The organism is Tissierella simiarum (genome assembly GCF_018917865.1).
Lineage (GTDB): Bacteria > Bacillota > Clostridia > Tissierellales > Tissierellaceae > Tissierella_C > Tissierella_C simiarum.
Genome location: NZ_JAHLPM010000001.1, coordinates 259,750 through 280,219, shown reverse-complemented (window position 1 = coordinate 280,219; position 20,470 = coordinate 259,750). Strand labels below are relative to the sequence as shown.

Here is a 20,470-nt window from a genome sequence, read left to right as displayed (position 1 = left end):
TTTTTTGTATAAATTAGTTGCTATTGATATTGATGGGACCTTATTAGACGATGAAGAAAAAGTATCTAAAAGAACTGTAGATAAGATAGAAAAATTAATGGATATGGGTGTCGTAGTAACTTTAGTTACTGGAAGAAATTATTCATCTACTAAGATGGTAGCTGAAGATTTAAATATAAATTCACCTTTAGTTGTGTTTAATGGTGCTCAAATATTTGATCCCATTAAAGATGAACTTTTGTTTAATGCTACTATTCCTTTAAAGGAAACTAAAGAGATAATAAGGCTTGGAGAAAATAGATCTCATTACATAAGAGTTTACATAGACAACATTCTCTATGTAGAAAAAGATGATGAACGGGCACAGGCAACTTCTAGGAACCTTAATATACCATATAAGGTAGTAGGAAAGTTAAGTGAAAATATTGTAGATAAAGCTACCATGATAATTTTAAGTGATGAAGAAGAGAAAATAAAGGCTCTTTATAATAATGTAAAAATGGATAGTGTATTTTTTACTATGTCTACCCCTCATTCTTTAGAGTTTATTCCTTTTAATACTAATAAGGGTACAGGAGTAAGGCATCTATGTGAGAGGCTAAACATAAGGAGAGAAGAAGTTCTTGCTATAGGAAATAATTTAAATGATTTAGAAATGTTAAAGTTTGCAGGAAAAGGTATTGCCATAAAAAACTCTGATGAAATGCTTTTAGATAGATGGAATGAAATATCTAAATATACCAATAATGAAGATGGAGTTTATCATGTTTTAGAAGAAACTTTTAGGGAATCTGCAAAATAAAAAATATAGGGTAACCAAGCTTTTAATGCTTGATTACCAAGATTATGTTTAGATTTTATAATGGATATAAAAATAAATGTTAAAAAACCATAAATTTTATAAAAAATTTATGGTTTTTTTCTATATTTATGCCTGTTTAAAAAACTATCTTTAGAATATGTTACGAAGCCGTCTTCCTTAAAGGATTCTAAAGTAGCATTAATTTCACCACCTAGTACTATTATTATACTACTTATGTACAACCAAATTAAAAGTATAATAATTCCTCCCAAACTTCCATAGGTTTTAGAGAAGTTTCCAAAATTGTTTACATAGTAAGAAAAAATAGTGGAAATAATTATCCAACCTATAGACGCAAAAATAGCACCTGGCAAAGTATTTTTAAATTTAATTCTTCTCTCTTTTTTGGTAGAAGGACTAAATTTATATAATAAAGCAAATATAAGAATCATAGAAAATAGAGAAATAGTGACTCTAAAATACCGCCATATTGTAATAAAAGTTTCAGTTTTTCCTATAAAAGCAAAGACTTTATTACCTAATAATTCTCCGAAAACTAAGGTTAAGAAAACTAAAGTTAAGAGAATCAATAGTGCGATGGTAAAGATAATAGATAGCCCTCTAAGTTTCCAATAGGATCTAGATTCTTCAAAGTCATAAGCTCTGTTTATAGCTCTAATTACAGCCATTATACCTTTAGAGGCCGCCCATATACCTGTAATAGCACCAAGAGAAAGAAGAGTCTCGCTGCTGCTTTGAACTATTTCTGTAATAATACCAGATAAAATTTTTTGAGTTTCTATAGGCAATACTATGATTAATCCTCCAAATATATCTTCTCTTGCAATAGGCGTAAAGCTTAATATGTTTAAGAAAAATATCAAGAAAGGAAATATAGATAGTATAAGGTAATAAGTTAACTGAGCACCAATAGCTGTAACAGCATCATCTTTAAAACGAAAAAGAAGCTGGTCTATAAACAGTATCCATTTTTTATTGTAATACTTATCTAGATTTCTAAATTTCAAGTAATCACCCCAATCAATACTTATATTAGAATAAAGATATTCCCAAAGTTATTAGTACAATTATAATTTTAAACATTATATATATATTACCTAATAAAAATTAATTTAAACAAGATAGAATGTTAAAAATTTTGCAAAATATATTTTTTGTTATTGTAAATAATATATAGCTATAATCATAATGCTGCAATGATTGCCACATTTATAAGAAGAGAATTGGAACATTAGTATTGAACATACTAATAGTATAAAAAAGGTCTAGGATGATTATTTAAGTATTACTGCAAAAATTGACTTTCATTATGGAAAATAAAGAAAAAATAAATAGATTAATAAGAACATTAAATGATTAAAGAATAGGTTAAAATGGAGAAATTAAGGTATTAATAGTTTATAGATTTGTATAGATAATACTACTTAGATTCTAGGTGATATTATATTTACATCAAAAATTAGACTTAATATAGAATTTAATCTAGGAGGAAAAATGAAAACAAAAATATATTATGTTATGGATACTATGTGTGGATAGTGTTATGGTTTTAGTGATGTTATAACTAAAATACAAGAAAAGTACAAGGAAATTTACGATTTTAATATTTTACCTGGAGGAATGTGGAGAGAGGATAATGTTAAAATTATGAATGCTAGTTTGGCTGATTATATAAAAAGTCATAATAGACAAATAAAGCAATTAACTGGGAAAAAATTTGGAGAAGGATTTAATAAAAATATATTACAAAATACGGATATGATTTTAGATAGTTTTCTAGGGGCAAAAGCAGTAGTTTTAATTCAAAGATTAAAAAAGGATGCAGCTTTTAAATTTCTTAAGAAAGTTCAAGAGGCTTTTTTTATAGAAGGAAAGGATATGAATAGTTTGGAAACATATATTGAAATAGGGGAAAGTTTTGGAATAACCAAGGAAGAGTTTGAGAGAAAATTTCTCTCAGAGGATTTAATACAAGAAACTTTTAAGTATTTTAATATGGTTGATTCAATAGGGGTAAGAAGTTTTCCGACAGTTGTTGCAGCAAAAGAAGGTAAGGGAAGAATAATTTCACAAGGCTATACTAAATTTGAAGAACTAGATAAAATCTTGTTTTCTTGTTTTTAAACATATATTTATTTTATAAAGATAAAGTCCAATATATAGGATACATTATTTATAATTATTAAAACCCTCTTTAAAGATAAACTAAGAGGGTTTTATTGTTTTTTAAAAGCTTGGAGGAGTCATGGCCCAAATAGATATACAAGTCTCATCTCCAACGTTTATATATCTATGGGGTGTAGTACTGTTGAAATAAATACTATCTCCTTCTTCAAGTATATATTCTTCATCTTCCATTTTTATCATCAGTTTACCTTTAATGACTATACCACATTCTTCACCTTCATGGGTTATAAGTTCCTTAGTTGAATACTCACCTTTTTTAATCGTAATATATAGGAATTCAATTTTTCTATTTAGGTCAGGAGATAAGAGTTCATAAGTGGCATTAGAGTTTGAAGCTAGTATTTTTTTTCGGTTATCTCTAGTAACTATTGGATTAAAGCTATTTTTATTTTCTTCATCAAAAAAATATCCCACTGATACATTAAGACTTTGAGCAATCTTCCATAAAGAAACTATAGAGGGAGTTACCATGTTTCTTTCAATCTGGCTAATAAGACTAGAGCTTAATTCAGCATTTTCTGCTAATTCAGCAATTTTCATTCCCTTTTTTTGTCTCAAACTTTTAATCTTTGCACCTACATTAATCTCCAAAGTAATTCACTCCTATTTTTATCTTCTTATATTAAATTTTATCATAAAAACATAACTTAATAAATTCAATATAATGAAAAAAAGTTAGTATATTGAATTTGTGTTGAATATATATTATAATAAAAATTAGCAGAAAATTAAATATTATCAGAATCAATATTCACATCTAACTGTGGAAAAGGTTTTCCACATAAAAATATAAAGGGGGATGTATTAGATGAATGGTGGAACTTTAATTAGTGCCGATAATACTTGGGCTTTGTGGACTATTTTAGTTGGATGGGCAGCTATTAGTATCTACTTAGAACAGACTTACAAATGGGCATCAAAAGTTACTGGAGCAATTATTGGATTAATAGGAGCTATGATATTGGCTAATTTAAAAGTAATACCTACAGAAGCACCTACATATGATGCTGTTTGGGGATATGTAGTACCTTTAGCTATACCACTTTTGCTATATAAAGCAAATATTAAAAAAATATGGCGTGAAAGTGGAAGAATTGTTATTGTATTTTTACTAAGTGCCATGGGGACTTTGCTTGGAACTTTTATTGCTTTTCTAGCTTTAAGAAATCGTATACCAGAATTATATAAAATGGCGGCAATGATGACTGGCTCTTATATTGGTGGTGGTGTTAATTTTGTAGCTATGGCAGAAAGTTTTGCAACGCCAGGAGAATGGGTTTCGGCGTTAGTGGTAGCAGATAATTTATTAATGGCTTTATATTTTTTCGTATTAATTGGAATTCCATCAGTTAAGTTTTTTAGAGATAAATTTACTCATCCTCATATGGATGAAGTGAAAAACATGGGAGATAACCAAGAAGGGGAAACTATGGCTGCCCAATACTGGGGCAGGAAAGAGATATCTTTAAAAGATATTGGCTTTGCTATGGGAACTGCTTTTGCAATAGTTACTGTATCCACAGAAGTAGCTTCGTTTTTAGGTAGTAAGATACCCACAGGAAACTTCATTACAGATCTATTAAATGGACTTTTAGGTAATAAATATTTAATTATTACTACATTGACTATGTTACTTGCTACTTATTTACCAGGATTTTTTGGAAATATTAATGGAGCTCAAGAATTAGGTACATTTTTAATCTATATTTTTCTTGTAGTAATAGGTGTACCAGCTTCAATTCAGCTTATATTGACTAAATCTCCTCTATTATTAGTTTTCTGTGGAATTATAGTGTTAGTTAATATGATAGTCAGTTTAGCTCTTGGAAAATTGTTTAAGTTTGATTTAGAAGAAATTCTCCTTGCATCTAATGCTAGTATAGGTGGACCTACTACAGCAGCAGCTATGGCTATAGCTAAGGGATGGAATAAGTTAATAGCCCCTTGTATACTAGCAGGTACTCTAGGCTATATTATAGGGAATTATTGTGGAATATTGATGGGGAAAGTATTACAATTATTATAGAACATTAAAGGCAGAGAAGTTAACTCTGTCTTTAATAACGGGAGGTATGACAATGATTTTTGACATTCATGGGGACATTTGGACTGATGTTACTACTAAAAGAATAGATGGCGTTAAAGATGTAATTAGAACTTATCATTTAGATAGATTTAAAAAAGGAAATATGGCAGGTGGAATTTTTGTTATATGGGCAGATCCACCTCATGATACTAGACCAAGAGAAAGATTCATAGAAAGTGTAAGGGCTATGAGTAGTGAAATTTGGCAAAATCAAGATATTATAAAAATCATATATAATAGCAATGATTTTTATAAGGCTGTAGAGGAAAATAAATTAGGAATATTAATAGGAGTAGAAGGTCTAAGTTCTTTAGGAGAAGATATAGAAGGGTTATACTCTCTATATCAAATAGGAATTCGTCATTGTAGCCTTACTTGGAATGAAGAAAATCCTTTAGCCACAGGAATAGACGGAGATATTAATAGAGGACTTACTAAATTAGGAAAAGAAGCTATAAAAATTATAGAAGATTTAGGCATTATTTTAGATGTATCTCATGCTAATGATAAAACCTTCTGGGATATATATGAAAATACAAATAAACCTTTTATTGCATCTCATTCTAATTGTAGGTCTTTATGTGATGTAAGGAGAAATCTGACAGATGATCAGATTAGGGCTATTGGAGAAAAGGATGGATTAGTAGGGCTTAATGGATTTAATAAATTTGTTCATAAAGAGAGAGAAAAGCAAACAGTGGAATATTTAGCTAGCCATGTAGATCATATAGTTGAATTAATAGGTATAGATCATGTAGCTTTTGGTTTTGATTTCTTTGAGTATCTAGAAGATAATACTACGGATAGCTTTGTAGAAGGTGAATATAAAGGAACTATAGGACTTGAAGATATTTCTAAGACAGATAATTTAATAAATGTTTTAAGAAAAAGAGGTTATAAAGAAGAAGATATAGAAAAAATAAGTTATAAAAACTTTTTAAATATCATGGATAAAGTATTGTAAAGGGAGCTATTGCTCCCTTTTTAAAATTAAACCTAAAATTATGATATTATAAAGATATAAAACTATAGCACAATGATATAGGGGGTATATGTATATGGAAGGTTACATACATGTTTATACAGGAAATGGAAAAGGTAAAACTACAGCTAGTGTTGGTTTAGCAGTAAGAGCAGCTTTAGCGGGTAAGAAGGTTTTTATTGGGCAGTTTATTAAAGGCATGGAATATAGTGAATTACATATAACAGAATATTTACCACAAATTAAAATCCAGCAATTTGGTAGAGATTGCTTTATTCGTAATGCTCCAACAGAAGAGGATATAAAATTAGCGAGAAAAGGACTTAAAAAATGTGAAGAGATTTTAGAAAAAGGAGAATATGATTTAATTATATTAGATGAATTAAACATTGCATTATATTTTAACTTGTTTTCTATTGATGAAGTAGTAGATATACTAAATAAAAGAAATAAAAATATAGAAGTGGTCATTACAGGAAGATATGCACCAAAGGAAATTATAGATTTAGCTGATTTAGTTACAGAAATGAAGGAAATAAAACATTATTATAATGAAGGAGTAGAAGCAAGAAAAGGTATTGAGTTTTAATAATAGTCACGATAAATATAATACTCTCTTTATTGACTTATATAGATAATCTATATATAATATATATAGATTATCTATATAATGAGAAGAGGTGAATTTATGGGAGTTAATAGGAATTTAATAACTGGAAGTACAACAATGTTGGTATTAAGTTTATTAGAGGATAAAGATATGTATGGATATTTGATGATTGAGGAATTAGCTAAAAGGTCGGATAATACATTTTCATTAAAAGCAGGAACACTATATCCCATATTGCACAGTCTTGAAGAGCAGGGAATGGTACAATCCTATGATAAAGAGGCGGATAGTACTAGAGTAAGAAAATATTATAGTATAACAAAGAAAGGCAAAAAAATGCTTGCAGAAAAAAAGGCTGAGTGGAAGTTTTATGTCTCTGCTGTTGATCAAGTTTTGCAAAGGGGTGTTGATTTTGGAACAATCTAATAAAATTAAGGAGTATTTAAAGACTGTTTGTGAACAAATAAGATGGAAAAAAGCACACAAGATCATTTCAGAAGAAATAGAAAACCATATTATTGATCAAAAGAATGCATTAATATCTGAAGGGCTGGATGAGGAAACGGCAATTAATAAAGCCATATTGGAGATGGGAGATCCCACTGCTGTAGGCTTGGAATTTGACCGTACTTATATACCAAAACCTGAATGGGGTATAATTGCATTAACCGGAATTTTACTTATTTTGGGTGTTATCATTAGAGGTTTTATTTTTCGTAATCCTGAAATGACAGATATATCAAACAATGGTATAATGTTTACCAATAGCATAATATTTACTATCTTTGGGATGCTAACCATGATTATTGCATATTTCTTGGATTATACTATTATTGGAAAGTATCCTAAAATAATATATTTTAGCCTTGTTTTAGTAACACTTGGAGTTATGATTATATCACCTGTTTATCAAGGACAGATTTTTTATGTTAAGTTTTTAATGTTATTATTTCCAACAGCCTTTGCTGGGATAGTCTATGATATGAGAAATAAGGGATATTTAGGGATAATTTTAAGTGGAATATATTTTATTATACCCGTTTTAATTTGTTTAAAGATTCCAAGTTTATCAATCTTAGCTTTATATTCAATAACTAGCCTTATGATTTTTACATATGCAATATTAAGAGGTTGGTTTAATGTAAAAAAGTTGAATGGATTACTGCTTATTTATATACCAATAGTTATTGTATCATTAACTAAGATTGTATTTATAAATGATTATCAACTACTTAGACTAAAAACTGCTTTTAACCCATCCCTTGATCCAATGGGAGCAGGATATTGGGCTAATGCAACTAGAAGTATAATAGTGAATGCAAAATTATTTGGGTCTAGTCAATTTGGATTAAATGCAGATAATGTGTTAGTGGATATACATACTGACTTTTTACTAACCTATTTAATTCATAGAATCGGGTGGATATCCTTTATTATAATAATGTTTTTCATATTGGCATTTATTATTCGCTCTCTTAAATTTAGCTTAAAACAAAAAAGCGTATTAGGTGGATTAGTGTCTTTATCTGTTATAGTCACTTTTATTATGCAAGTTTTATTTTATGTTGCAAGTAATCTAGGATTTCAATTGTTTACACCTTTGACATTACCACTGATTTCATATAGTAAAATAGCTACAGTAATAAATATGTTTTTAATTGGCATTATGTTGTCTGTATATAAATCTAGTATGTTATATGGTAACAGAGATTTAAATCCGTTGATTAGAAGAGAGAGAGTTAAAATTGTTGATGGGAAAATAATCATAGATTTAAATAGATAAATAGAAAAATGAAATTTTTACTCTTCTATAATCATATAAGATAGTGAGAAACATCCACTATCTTATTATTTGTCTATACATCAAACTTTAACTTATAATAATAAATTGCAAGTTGAGTCCTATCCCTTAGTGATAATTTTTCCAGCATATTAGAAACATAATTTCTTACAGTACCTTCACTTAGAAATAGCTTGTCAGCTATTTCTTTGTTATTTAGCCCTTCTGCCACTAAGAGTAAAATATCTAATTCTCTATCTGATAAGTCAATGTCTATATTCTTTTTTGAGTACTTTTGAATATTGGATACTATTTTTGAATCGAAAACTAAATTTCCGGAATAAACTGCATTCATTGCAGGAATAATTCCTTGAATATTTTGTTTTAATATATAGCCTTTACAACCTAGGGAAAGAGCGGATGAAATATATTCATCATCTTGGAAGGTGGTAATTAATAATATCTTAGCATCTGGGTCTATCTCTAAAATTTTCTTGGTAGCTTCTATACCATTCATTTTTTCCATTCTTATATCCATAAGGATTAAATCTGGTCTATGTAGATTATAAAGATCAACAGCTTCCATGCCATCATAACCTACAGCTAGAACTTCTATTCCACTAGCATTTACAATTGTCTTTAGAGAATTAACAACTAAATAGTCATCGTCTACAATTATAATTTTCATATTTATCACCTCTTCATTAAAGTCAAGTGTATTTTGAAACCATTGTCAAATTCATAATTCAAAAAACCATTATATTTGTTGGCTATTTCATTCATAGAAAGAAGACCTATACCTTTAGTTAAGAGATTGTCAGTTCTATTAAATTCACTCCCATTATCTTTTATTATAATGGAATAGAATTTAGGTTGATTTAATAGACTTATTTTAAGTTCCGTAGCATTAGAATGTTTAACACAATTGGTAATGGCTTCTCTTATAATAGATAAGATATCAAATTTTAAATCATAGGGCAGATCATCTTCCAACCTATAGATCAGGTCAACTTCTATGGAGGGAATTTCACTACAAAGACTTTCGATTCTACTTTTTAAATCAAGGGATTCATTATATAAATTATGGATACTCTTTCTAATATCATTCATTCCATTATCTAAAGTATTCTGAAGTAAATCTAAGCTTTCTGACATAGTATTATCAGAGACTATTTTTAGAGCTTCCACTTGTAAAATACTGCTGCTTATAGCATGACCTATTGAATCATGAAGTTCTCTTGCAATCCTATTTCTTTCTGTAAGTATGGCAATATGGATATTTTTTTCTCTATCAATTTTTAATTGCTCATTATATTTTTTTAAGTAAATAGTATCTTCTTTCAATTCATCCCTTACTGTTTTATTTTCATTTAAAAACACATTAAATTTTTTTGTCATAACTGAAAGATAAAGAGATATACAGGATATTAACAAATTTATTATAGAAAAATTTCTTAGAATTATAGGTATAACAAAAAAAGTATATACATTGAAATCTAAATACATATTATACAAAATCAAAGGTAAGTAATAGATGAACAGGGGGTCATAAAGATAAAGCATTAGAAAAACAAAATAAATAAAAATTCTTATTTTTCTAGGGCGAAATAAGTCTAAAGCTAAGGAAAGTATTAGGCTTATAAGAAAATAAAAGACCAAGTCTTTTGTTGGACTTACCTTATAGGTATTATATAAGCAAAAAAGAACTATAAATGACTTTTCTATAAACCTTCTCACTAAAATTCCTCCTGATTAAGTTTGCCAAATGATTAATACTCTTTATATTTTAATTATACTAATATTGATTATATTATACAATTTATTATATGACATTTGTCATATTGTATTGTGATTCTATACACTACAAGGGAAACCATTAAATTCATATAATTAAATTAAGATGAAATATGGGAGTGATTTAAATGATAGTAAGAGTAAAAAATTTAGTAAAAAGATACAAGGAGTTAATTGCTCTTGATCATTTCAACATGGAGGTTGAAGAGGGAGAGATATTAGGACTTTTAGGACCTAATGGTTGTGGCAAGACTACAGCAATAAACTGTATTCTTTCATTATTAAGCTTTGATAAAGGTGAAATAGAAATATTTGAAAAGAAAATGACTCCAAATTCCTATGATATTAAAAAACAAATAGGGGTAGTGCCTCAAGAGGTTTCAGTTTTTGAGAATTTAACGGTGAGGGAAAATATAGATTATTTTTGTGGACTTTATATAGAAGATAAAAGTTTAAGAAAACAATACGTAGAAGAAGCTATAGAATTTGTAGGTTTAAAAGATTATATAAAGTTTTATCCTAAAAAGTTAAGTGGGGGACTTAAGAGAAGATTAAATATTGCTTGTGGAATAGCCCATAAACCTAAGCTGATTTTTCTAGATGAACCTACTGTTGCAGTAGATGCTCAAAGTAGAAACTTTATATTGGATGGAATAAAAAGGCTAAATCAAGAGGGTAGCACTATTATATACACTACCCATTATCTAGAGGAAGCAGAAATGCTTTGTAAGAGAATCATCATCATGGATAATGGAAAAAATTTGGTTTCTGGAACTAATGAAGAACTAAAAGCTATGATAACAACAACTGAAAAAATAGTAGTCGGATTCTCAGCCATTGAGGATGAAAAAGCTCAGAAAATCAAAAGTATACCTCATGTAATTGACATAGAAAAAAAAGAAGATGATTATATTATAAAGTTTGAAAATGGACTCAATAATTTATCAAATCTATTGGAATTTATAAAAGAAAACAAATTAGCCTATACCAAGCTCTATAGTCAATTACCTACATTAAATGATGTATTCTTAGAGTTAACAGGGAAGGAGCTTAGGGATTGATATGAAAAATATATTTAGAAATTGTATATATCAAGGAAAAAACCGATATAGAGATAAAAGTTTTCTTTTCTGGACTTTAATATATCCATTGATAATGGCCATATTTTTCTATACAGCCTTTAATGGATTGATTGATATAGAGTTAGAAAGTATAGATATAGGAATAAAATCTGAAAATCCTATTGGATTTATATTGGAAGAAATCGAACTTCTAAATGTCCATAAAATATCAGAAGATGAGATAAATGAAAAACTAGAAAATGAAGAAATTCAAGGATTTATTGACAATGATTTAAATCTATTAGTTAGCAAATCTGGGATAAATCAGACCATAATTAAAGAGATTATAGATCAAATAAAACAAATGGGAGAGTTAAATGTACCAATTGAAAAATTTGATTTTACAATAGACTATGTATTAGATAGAAATCAAAAGGCAGATGCTATAATCATTATATTCTACTCACTAATTGCAATGGTTTCTACCTATGGAATTTTTCCTGGGATTGAAACAGTTAGTTTAATTCAAGCAAATTTAACTAATGTAGGCAAGAGGATAAATGTAACGCCACTTAAAAAGAATGATTTTTTACTGGCAGGAGTCATAGTTTCATTAATCTTAAACTTGCTTTCAAATGGGATACTGCTTATTTTTATAAAATATATTTTAAAGATTGATTTATTTACAGAAATAAGGTATAGTGCAATTTTTATAATAATAGGAAACTTATTTGGAGTAGCCCTTGGGATGTTGATCGGTGCTTCTAATAAACAAAGTGGAAATGTAAAAACCATTTTAGGCATTATGATTACATTAGTTTTATCATTTTTCTCAGGAATGATGTCTCCAGATATAAAAATTTTGGTTGATAAAAAAATTCCTTTAATAGGTAAGATAAATCCAATTTCCATAATAACTGATAATTTATATAAAATAAATCTTCTAGAAAATACTCAAAATGTAAATCAAGGAATTATAATTTTAAGTATTTACTGTATAACTTTAATCTTTATTTCCTATGGATTTCTAAGGAGGAAGACCTATGACAGTATATAAGTATTTTATTAAAATAGCATTAAAAAATAAGGGAGTTATCCTTTCTTATACAATTATTTTCTTCATTCTATCAATAATAAATGGTAGTACTAATGCACAAAGAGAAACCAGCTTTATGGAAACAAAGCTTGATATCGGAATAGTTGATAATAGTGGTAGTGAATTATCAAAGAGTTTAATAGAGTATTTAGGAAAAAAGAATAATATAATTGATACAATCTCAGATGAAAAGTATATTAAGGAGCAGATTTTTCTAGAAATAGTAGATGCAGTAATTATCATTCCAAAGGATTTTGAGGAAAAAGTAATTAATAAAGAAAGAGCCATTGAGTTATATAATGATGATAGAAAAATAGAATCCTATCAAATTCAAAATCAGATTAACAAATTTATCTCCTTTACTAATGCAACCTATGAAGATGGTAAGTTTGATTTATCTAGTGTAGGCATTGCCTTGGATGAAGGGATAAAGGTAAATTTACTTAAAATTGATAATAATGATGTAAATCAAAAGGCAAATACATGGTTTAAGTTTTACTTCAATTTCACCAGTTATATTATAATGGCCATATATATTGCAGTAATAGGCTTTGTTATGACTGATTTTATAAATAAGGAAGTTGAAAATAGAAGAAAGATATCTTCAATAAAGTTCTTGAAATTCAACAGAGAAATATATTTAGGGCAACTAACAATAGCAAGCTTTATAACATTAGTATTTATATTGGGGAGTATTGTCTTAAAAGGCAAATATATTGGAGAAGTAGATTTTTCAAAATATGTGATCAATACAATAGTGTTTTCATTCTCTGCTTTATGTCTTGTATTTTTAATCAATAATATAACCAATAACAAATTTATTATAAGTGGAATAAGTACAGTATTATCCCTTGGAACTTCGTTTATATCAGGTGTAATGGTGCCACAACAGTTATTAGGGGAGAAGGTATTAACAATAGCTAAGTTTTTCCCAACCTATTATTTCGTAAAAATAAATGAAACGAATATTAGTTCCTTCTTAGATGTGAAGTATGAAATATTTATGCAGTTGTTGTTCGCTATGGCATTCTTGTTGATGGGTTTATATTTTTCTAAGGTAAAGCAAAAGGCTTAGAGATAAATGAGTTAAGGAGAAAAATAGCTGAATTACAAGCATTTTTCTCCTTAATTTCTATTGATTATTCTAAGAGATCTTTTAAAGCTATATCAAATAATTTTTTTAGATTTTCCTTGTTAGTAGTATAATAATATCTATTATTAATACTAGGTTCAAAATTTAATATACCTAAATCAAGTAGTAAGTTTAAATGATAAGATAAAGTGGCTGTGGTTAAATTAAAATAATCTGCTAATTCTTTATTATACCAAGGACGTTTACTGGTAATTTTAATGATTTCTATTCTCTTATCGTCAGAAAGTGCTTTAAATAAGGCTTTATACCTATTTTGTATCATCTTGTTATCAAGTCTATCCTCTATAGTATATCCATAGAACATGATAAAGGTATTATCTATACTAAAATAAAAAATTCCTAAATCTACATAAAAGCTAACAAATATTCTTAGCTGATTTTCATCAACTATAATTTTTGAATAATCTCCTAAACCAACTGCATTTAAAAAACCTAAAGAATCTTTTTTAAATAGTTTGTTATGATTTCTACATTGTTTTTCCATAAAATCATATACTTTTTCTTGAGAAGGTTCATAATATAGTTTATAAAATGCTTCAAAGACTTCTACTATTTTATTTTTATATTCTGTAGGATGTTTTTTTATTTGTATGAAAAAAGAAGATATTTCTTCGTTATATAACTCAGTTAGATTATTTCTAATCATTATATCTTCACTATCTAGAGGAATTTCTGAATCATAATAATAGTAGGTTAATTCAATTAATCTTTGACTGTCTAGTTTTTTAAAGCTTTCGATTAATTCAATAGGTTCTTTTAAATCTTCTTCGAGAACGAGTCTAAAGGATATATCGAATAATCCAAAAACCTTATTCATTATGAATACGATATCATTTCTTAAAAACGGGGAAATATTATTATCTACATATTTAATCCATTCTTTTACATCGTTACTTGGAGAAAAATCTAACATTCCTTTCGTAACATCTTCTTGTAAATCCTTATTATTCCAGCTAGCCTGTTGTTGTTTATTAGTTGCATATTTAAACATAGATCCTATAAATTCTACAGCCCTGTTATATTCTATTTTATAGTCCACCTCACCATCTCCTCACCCCATACTTAATATATTACTATAATACAGTAAAGGGTGAAATAAATCAATATATGTTAGAACGATTTCTAAGATATGTTAGAAAAACATTGACTAACATTAAAAATTATTCTATACTGAAGTGGTAGAGTATTAACAAACTTAATAGTTTAAATAACAATAAGGCATTACAATGATGAAATACTAAATTAGAGGAGGATTTTACATGAGATTTAAAAAGTATTTATCTTTGACTATTGTTTTAGTGTTAATTCTAACAGCTCTTACAGGCTGTGGGAAAAAGGATGCTGTAAACGACACAGGAAGTCAGGAAAGTGAAGGACAAGTAGTTGAGAAACCCCTTGATAGCGAACAATACTTAAATCTTGTTATGGTTGCAGAGCCAAGTACCTTAGATGCTTCTAAAGGATCTGATTCCTATTCAAATGGAATATTAAATGAAGTTCTCGAACCACTTACTAGATTAGAAGAAGATGAGGACCTGAAAAACGTTTTACGTCCTGCAGGAGCAAGTGAATGGACACATAACGAAGATGGCACTGTATGGACTTTTAAAATAAGAGATGCAAAGTGGTCAGACGGTGTAGCTGTAAGAGCCCAAGATTATGAGTATGGAATAAAAAGATCATTAGCACAAGATACTGCTGCTCCATATGCCTACTTATTAGCTCCTATTAAAAATGCGGCTGAAGTAAATAGTGGACAACTTCCATTGGAAGAACTTGGAGTTAAATCCCTAGACGACAATACTCTTGAAATAACTCTTGAATCTCCAACACCATATTTCTTACAGTTAACTTATCAAAGAGTTATGATGCCTCAAAGACAGGATGTAGTTGAAAAACATAAAGATAAATATGGTTCAGAGATCGATACCTTAGTATATAATGGACCATTTACCATAACTAATTGGGTACACAATAGTGAAATCGTTCTAACAAAAAATGATAATTATTGGGACAAGGATATCGTTAAATTAAACAGTGTAAATATCAAAATATTAAATGATGAAAATGCAATATATAATTCATTGTCCAATAGATCCATTGATTCATCAGGAGTTGGTAAACCAGAATGGATTGAAAAATTTAAAGGAAATAAAGATTTAAATCATATTGAGGTTACTAATCCACAAACATTCTTTAAATTCTTCAACACGAAAGATAAAGTATTCAGTAATGCTAATGTTAGGAAAGCATTTGCATTAGCTATAGATAGAGAAGAGTTGGCTAACGTTATATTCCATGGAATAAATGTACCAGCTTATGGATGGGTATCACCTAATATATCAATTGGTGATGAAGAGTTTAGAAGTGTCAGTGAAGAGCCAATAAGAAAATTAGCAGCTGATAATCCGAATCCAAAAGCTCTTTTAATAAAAGGATTAGAAGAATTAGGAATGGATACAGATCCATCCAAACTTACTGTAAAAATGACTCTGGGTTCAACAGACCAATGGTTTAGAACTTATGGCGAATATGTACAACAAATGTATAATAAAAATCTTGGTGTTAATTTTGAAGTTGAATTTGTTGAATGGCCAGTATTTACATCAATGGCGGAAAAAGGCGAATTCCAAATTGGTTATATGGCATGGGGAGCTGAATTTAATGACCCTATATCGCTATTAAGTTTGTTAAAATCGGATGCTGGATCCATTCAAACTGGTTGGTCAAATGAAAGATATGATGAATTAATTGACTTAGCATCTAAAGAAATGGATCCTAAAAAACGTTTAGAATATTTTGCCGAGGCTGAAAAGATATTATTATATGATGAAGCAGTATTAGCACCAACTGTATATCCAAAGTACAATATATTTAGATATAAATATGTTCAAAATTTAGGTGTTACTCCATTTGGTACTGCAGGATATAAGTACGGATTTACTCAAGGAAGATAATAGGGACTGTAAAATGGACAGCAGTTTGTGAACCTGGTTTACAAACTGCTGTCTTATAAGACCTAGGAAGGAGAATTACAATGGGTAGGTATATTTTAAAGAGAATTGGATATATGTTTTTAACCTTGTTTATTATCACTACATTAACGTTTTTTTTAATGCATAGTATACCAGGAGATCCACTAGCTCATATGGCTAAAAAGTTACCAGAACAAATTAGATTGAATTACTATGAAAAATATGGACTAGATAAACCTGTTATAGTACAATATGGTAAGTTTTTGAAAAATGTGATTACTAAAGGTGACTTAGGTGAATCTCTGAGGTATCCAGGAAGATCTGTTACAGAAACTATATTAAAAAATGCTAAAGTATCTGGTAGGCTAGGTATTCAAGCTATAGTTATAGGAGTTACTATAGGAATTGTTCTTGGTATAATAGCTGCCCTAAATAGAAATAGATGGCCGGATTATTTAGTCATGTTTATTGCTATTTTAGGGGTAACTGTACCAGTATTTATAATCGCCGCTTTATTACAATATTTATTTACTGTTAGATTCGAGCTATTACCTACTACAGGCTGGGGGAAATTTAAGCATACAATTCTTCCTACCATTGCTATGTGTTTTGGCTCAATTGCTACTTATGCTAGATATATGCGTTCAAACGTATTAGAAGTTATAAATCAAGACTATATACTTACTGCTCAAGCAAAGGGTGTTAGCCCATTTAATGTAGTAAGGAAGCATGTTCTTAGAAATGCTATTTTACCTGCTATTACTATACTTGGACCCCAAATAGCTGGCGTATTTACAGGTTCCTTTGTTATTGAAAGAATATTTGGGATACCAGGACTTGGCTTTTATTATGTAAGCTCTATTAGTGATAGGGATTATACTATGATAATAGGTACTACAATTTTCTATGCTACATTATTCGTATTTTCTCAATTAGTAGTAGATATACTTTATGGGGTAGTGGATCCTAGAATAAGGGTTTCAAAGTCAGGTAAATAGGAGGTTAAGATGATGGAAGGAATTTCAAAGGATAAATTTAAAAAAATCAGTATAGACATTTCAGCAGGGGAACAAATAGCAAGACCTAGAATGACTTATTGGCAGGATGCTTGGAGAAGATTAAAAACAAATAAAGTAGCCATGTTATCCATTATAATTTTACTAACAATAATGATTATGACAATAATAGGACCATATTTAAGCGGTTTTCCCTATGAAGAAATTAATCCTGCAAAAATTAATATAAAGCCTAATAGTGAACACTGGTTTGGAACAGATGAGCTTGGTCGAGATGTATTTTCAAGGGTTTGGCAAGCTGGTAGAATATCCATGGTTATTGGTATTGTTGGTGCCCTTATTGCTACCGTAGTAGGCAGTATTTATGGAGCGGTTGCTGCTTATTTTGGAGGTAAAGTAGATACTATAATGATGAGAATCGTAGAAATACTGATGAGTGTTCCTTATTTAATCATAGTAATTTTAATATCTATTATTACTGAAACTAGATCCATAGGTACATTACTCGTATCTTTAACATTGACTGGCTGGTGTGGAATGGCAAGACTAGTTAGAGGGCAGATGCTCCAATTAAAGCAACAGGAATATATAATGGCAGCGGAAGCATTGGGAGTAAGTCCTTGGAAGATAATTACTAGACATTTAATACCAAACTCTCTTGGAATAGTAATAGTGGCTATTACTTTCGATATTCCAGGTTATATTTTCGCTGAAACATTTTTATCCTATATTGGATTAGGAGTTCAACCTCCAAGTACTTCATGGGGTGCTCTTGCATCAGCAGCACAACAAAACTTTATTTTTTACCCTCATCAATTATTTTTCCCTTCATTGATGATTGCTTTAACCATGTTGTCATTTACGCTTTTAGGTGATGGACTTAGAGATGCTCTAGATCCAAAGCTACGTCAATAATAGGGAGGGATAATAATGAAGAAAATATTAGAAGTAAAGGATTTACACGTATCTTTTCATACTTATGCTGGTGAAGTTAAAGCTGTAAGAGGCATTAGCTTTGACTTAAATAAAGGTGAAACCTTGGCTTTAGTTGGAGAGTCTGGCTGTGGAAAGACAGTAACTGCAAAAGCAATAATGAGACTATTAAAGGAGCCTCCAGCAGAAATAAAGAAAGGCTCACAGATACTGTTTAATGGTGAGAATGTTGTTGAAATGAAAAAGAAAAGATTGAGTACTTTTAGGGGTGAAGATGTAAGTATGATCTTTCAAGATCCTATGACATCTCTTAATCCTACTATGACTGTTGGAAAACAGATTATGGAAAGTTTAGAAATACACAAGAAGATGAACAAAAAAGAAGCCGAAGCTGAGGCTATTAGACTTCTTGAAATAGTAAATATACCAAATGCAGCTGAAAGAGTTAAAGCATATCCTCATGAGTTATCTGGTGGAATGAGACAAAGAGTGATGATAGCAATAGCTTTATCTTGTAATCCAAAGATACTTATTGCAGATGAACCTACTACAGCTCTTGATGTTACTATTCAGGCTCAAATTATAGATTTGCTCGGTGAATTAAAAGAAAAGTTTGATACATCTATTATATTGGTTACCCATGACTTAGGTGTTGTTGCAAACTTTGCAGATAAAATTCAAGTAATGTATGCTGGACAAGTAGTTGAAAGAGGTACAAAAAAGGATATATTTTATAATAGTCGTCACCCATATACTTGGGCACTTCTTAGTTCAGTACCTAGACTTAATACAGAAAGTAAAGAAGAACTTTATTCCTTAGGAGGAACACCTCCAGATTTAATTCTTCCTCTAAAAGGTTGTCCTTTTAGTTCTAGATGTGAGCATTGTATGGAAATATGTTTAGAGGAAAGACCTGAGGAATTAAGTTTAACAGAAACCCATAGTTTATCTTGCTGGTTGCAACATCCTTCTGCACCCAAAGTAGAAAGACCAGAAGCATTGAGAGGTGAAATACATGAGTAAGGAAAACTTAATAGAAGTAGTTAATTTAAAGAAATACTTTCCTGTGGGAAAAAATGCAACCTTAAAGGCTGTAGACGATGTTACTTTTAATATTAAAAAGGGTGAAACTCTTGGCTTGGTAGGAGAATCTGGATGCGGTAAAACTACTTGTGGGAGAACTGTTTTAGGTATTTATAAAGCTACTGATGGACATGTATATTTTGATGATAAAGATGTACACTCCATGAACAGAGAGGAAAAGTTAAAGTTTAAGAAAAGAGCCCAAATTATTTTTCAAGACCCTTATGCTTCTTTAGATCCTAGAATGACTATAGGAGATATTATAGGAGAAGGTATGGACGTTCACTTAAAGTTAAGTCAAAAGGAAAGACAAGAGAAGATTAATGATTTACTTGGAAAAGTAGGATTAAATAGTGAACACAGTGCTAGATTTCCTCATGAGTTATCAGGAGGTCAAAGACAGAGAATAGGCATAGCTAGAGCTTTAGCCGTAGAGCCAGAATTTATAGTATGTGATGAACCTATTTCTGCATTAGATGTATCGATTCAAGCCCAAATTGTTAATTTACTCATTAAGTTACAGAGGGAACTAGGTTTAACCTATTTATTTATTTCTCATGATCTTTCTATGGTAAAGCATATTTCAGATAGAGTAGGGGTAATGTATCTTGGTTCTATTGTAGAATTGGCTAGCAACAAGGCTCTATATGAAAAACCGCTTCATCCCTATACTCAAGCATTAATCTCGGCTATACCTATACCAGATCCAGAAGTAGAAGATACAAGAGAAAGAATTAAATTGAACGGAGAAGTTCCTAGTCCAATTAATCCTCCTAAAGGATGTAAATTTAGGAAAAGATGTATCCATGCAAAGGAAATTTGTAGTGAATCAGCTCCAGAATTAAAGGAAATAGGGAAAGATCATTTTGTAGCATGTCATTTGTTTTAGAA

The 20,470-nt window shown here is 29.5% G+C and carries 19 protein-coding genes and 1 pseudogene; 15 read left to right on the top strand and 5 right to left on the bottom strand.

The genetic code is table 11. From position 1 onward, the window contains the following. Positions 1-4 precede the first annotated feature (4 nt). The gene (locus KQI42_RS01395) at positions 5-802 is read left to right on the top strand and encodes a Cof-type HAD-IIB family hydrolase (protein ID WP_216515997.1); all 798 of its coding nucleotides are present in this window, start codon (positions 5-7) and stop codon (positions 800-802) included. Between the two features lie 107 nt (positions 803-909). Here KQI42_RS01395 and KQI42_RS01390 read toward each other — a convergent pair whose 3' ends face one another. After that, positions 910-1,830, bottom strand: a complete 921-nt coding sequence (locus KQI42_RS01390) for a YihY/virulence factor BrkB family protein (protein ID WP_216515995.1) — start codon at positions 1,828-1,830, stop codon at positions 910-912. 544 nt (positions 1,831-2,374) lie between these two features. Between KQI42_RS01390 and KQI42_RS01385 the strand changes: the two are divergent. Then, positions 2,375-2,947: pseudogene (locus tag KQI42_RS01385) on the top strand (DsbA family protein); the annotation flags it as partial. A 102-nt stretch (positions 2,948-3,049) separates the two neighbouring features. On the opposite strand, the gene KQI42_RS01380 reads toward KQI42_RS01385, so the two are convergent. After that, positions 3,050-3,601 (bottom strand): cupin domain-containing protein, encoded by a 552-nt coding sequence (locus KQI42_RS01380; protein WP_216515993.1) that lies wholly within the window; start codon positions 3,599-3,601, stop codon positions 3,050-3,052. 217 nt (positions 3,602-3,818) lie between these two features. On the opposite strand from KQI42_RS01380, the gene KQI42_RS01375 reads away from it, so the two are divergent. The 5 genes from KQI42_RS01375 (at position 3,819) to KQI42_RS01355 (ending at position 8,471) form a co-directional block, all read left to right on the top strand. After that, complete coding sequence (locus KQI42_RS01375; protein WP_216515992.1) at positions 3,819-5,036, top strand: DUF819 family protein; 1,218 nt, start codon at positions 3,819-3,821, stop codon at positions 5,034-5,036. Between the two features lie 52 nt (positions 5,037-5,088). After that, positions 5,089-6,060 (top strand): dipeptidase, encoded by a 972-nt coding sequence (locus KQI42_RS01370; protein ID WP_216515991.1) that lies wholly within the window; start codon positions 5,089-5,091, stop codon positions 6,058-6,060. 94 nt (positions 6,061-6,154) lie between these two features. Continuing rightward, positions 6,155-6,667: a cob(I)yrinic acid a,c-diamide adenosyltransferase gene (gene cobO, locus KQI42_RS01365; protein WP_216515990.1), complete on the top strand. Its 513-nt coding sequence runs from the start codon at positions 6,155-6,157 to the stop codon at positions 6,665-6,667. Positions 6,668-6,766: 99 nt separating this feature from the next. Further along, positions 6,767-7,114 (top strand): PadR family transcriptional regulator, encoded by a 348-nt coding sequence (locus tag KQI42_RS01360; protein ID WP_216515989.1) that lies wholly within the window; start codon positions 6,767-6,769, stop codon positions 7,112-7,114. Next, positions 7,101-8,471, top strand: coding sequence for an FtsW/RodA/SpoVE family cell cycle protein (locus KQI42_RS01355; protein WP_216515988.1), 1,371 nt, complete (start codon positions 7,101-7,103; stop codon positions 8,469-8,471). The genes KQI42_RS01360 and KQI42_RS01355 overlap by 14 nt, the downstream gene beginning before the upstream one ends. Before the next feature lie 73 nt (positions 8,472-8,544). Here KQI42_RS01355 and KQI42_RS01350 read toward each other — a convergent pair whose 3' ends face one another. Both KQI42_RS01350 and KQI42_RS01345 read right to left on the bottom strand, forming a co-directional pair. Next, positions 8,545-9,156 (bottom strand): response regulator transcription factor, encoded by a 612-nt coding sequence (locus KQI42_RS01350; protein ID WP_216515986.1) that lies wholly within the window; start codon positions 9,154-9,156, stop codon positions 8,545-8,547. 5 nt (positions 9,157-9,161) lie between these two features. Beyond that, positions 9,162-9,866 carry a sensor histidine kinase gene (locus KQI42_RS01345; protein WP_216515984.1) on the bottom strand — a complete coding sequence of 235 codons (705 nt, stop codon included), beginning with the start codon at positions 9,864-9,866 and terminating at the stop codon, positions 9,162-9,164. 524 nt (positions 9,867-10,390) lie between these two features. On the opposite strand from KQI42_RS01345, the gene KQI42_RS01340 reads away from it, so the two are divergent. The 3 genes from KQI42_RS01340 to KQI42_RS01330 are packed head-to-tail and all read left to right on the top strand — an operon-like array spanning position 10,391 to position 13,494. Beyond that, positions 10,391-11,323, top strand: coding sequence for an ABC transporter ATP-binding protein (locus KQI42_RS01340; protein WP_216515982.1), 933 nt, complete (start codon positions 10,391-10,393; stop codon positions 11,321-11,323). A gap of 1 nt (position 11,324) precedes the next feature. Continuing rightward, a complete protein-coding gene (locus KQI42_RS01335; protein WP_216515980.1) occupies positions 11,325-12,380 on the top strand; it encodes an ABC transporter permease in 1,056 nt (351 codons plus the stop codon). Continuing rightward, positions 12,367-13,494 carry an ABC transporter permease gene (locus tag KQI42_RS01330; RefSeq protein ID WP_216515979.1) on the top strand — a complete coding sequence of 376 codons (1,128 nt, stop codon included), beginning with the start codon at positions 12,367-12,369 and terminating at the stop codon, positions 13,492-13,494. Before KQI42_RS01335 ends, KQI42_RS01330 begins: the two co-directional genes overlap by 14 nt. A 64-nt stretch (positions 13,495-13,558) precedes the next feature. On the opposite strand, the gene KQI42_RS21595 is transcribed toward KQI42_RS01330, so the two are convergent. Then, a complete protein-coding gene (locus KQI42_RS21595) occupies positions 13,559-14,611 on the bottom strand; it encodes an ArsR family transcriptional regulator (protein WP_216515978.1) in 1,053 nt (350 codons plus the stop codon). Between the two features lie 220 nt (positions 14,612-14,831). Here KQI42_RS21595 and KQI42_RS01320 point away from each other — a divergent pair, with 220 nt between their 5' ends. From KQI42_RS01320 to KQI42_RS01300, 5 genes are all read left to right on the top strand, one after another. Next, the gene (locus KQI42_RS01320) at positions 14,832-16,529 is read left to right on the top strand and encodes a peptide ABC transporter substrate-binding protein (protein ID WP_216515977.1); all 1,698 of its coding nucleotides are present in this window, start codon (positions 14,832-14,834) and stop codon (positions 16,527-16,529) included. 80 nt (positions 16,530-16,609) lie between these two features. Beyond that, a complete protein-coding gene (locus tag KQI42_RS01315; RefSeq protein ID WP_216515976.1) occupies positions 16,610-17,545 on the top strand; it encodes an ABC transporter permease in 936 nt (311 codons plus the stop codon). Between the two features lie 9 nt (positions 17,546-17,554). Next, on the top strand, positions 17,555-18,478 hold the full coding sequence (locus KQI42_RS01310) for an ABC transporter permease (protein WP_246565995.1): 924 nt from the start codon (positions 17,555-17,557) through the stop codon (positions 18,476-18,478). Positions 18,479-18,493: 15 nt separating this feature from the next. After that, entirely contained in the window at positions 18,494-19,519 is a 1,026-nt protein-coding gene (locus KQI42_RS01305) for an ABC transporter ATP-binding protein (RefSeq protein WP_216515975.1), read from the top strand. Next, complete coding sequence (locus KQI42_RS01300) at positions 19,512-20,468, top strand: ABC transporter ATP-binding protein (protein WP_216515974.1); 957 nt, start codon at positions 19,512-19,514, stop codon at positions 20,466-20,468. The genes KQI42_RS01305 and KQI42_RS01300 overlap by 8 nt, the downstream gene beginning before the upstream one ends. The last annotated feature ends 2 nt before the right edge of the window (positions 20,469-20,470 follow it).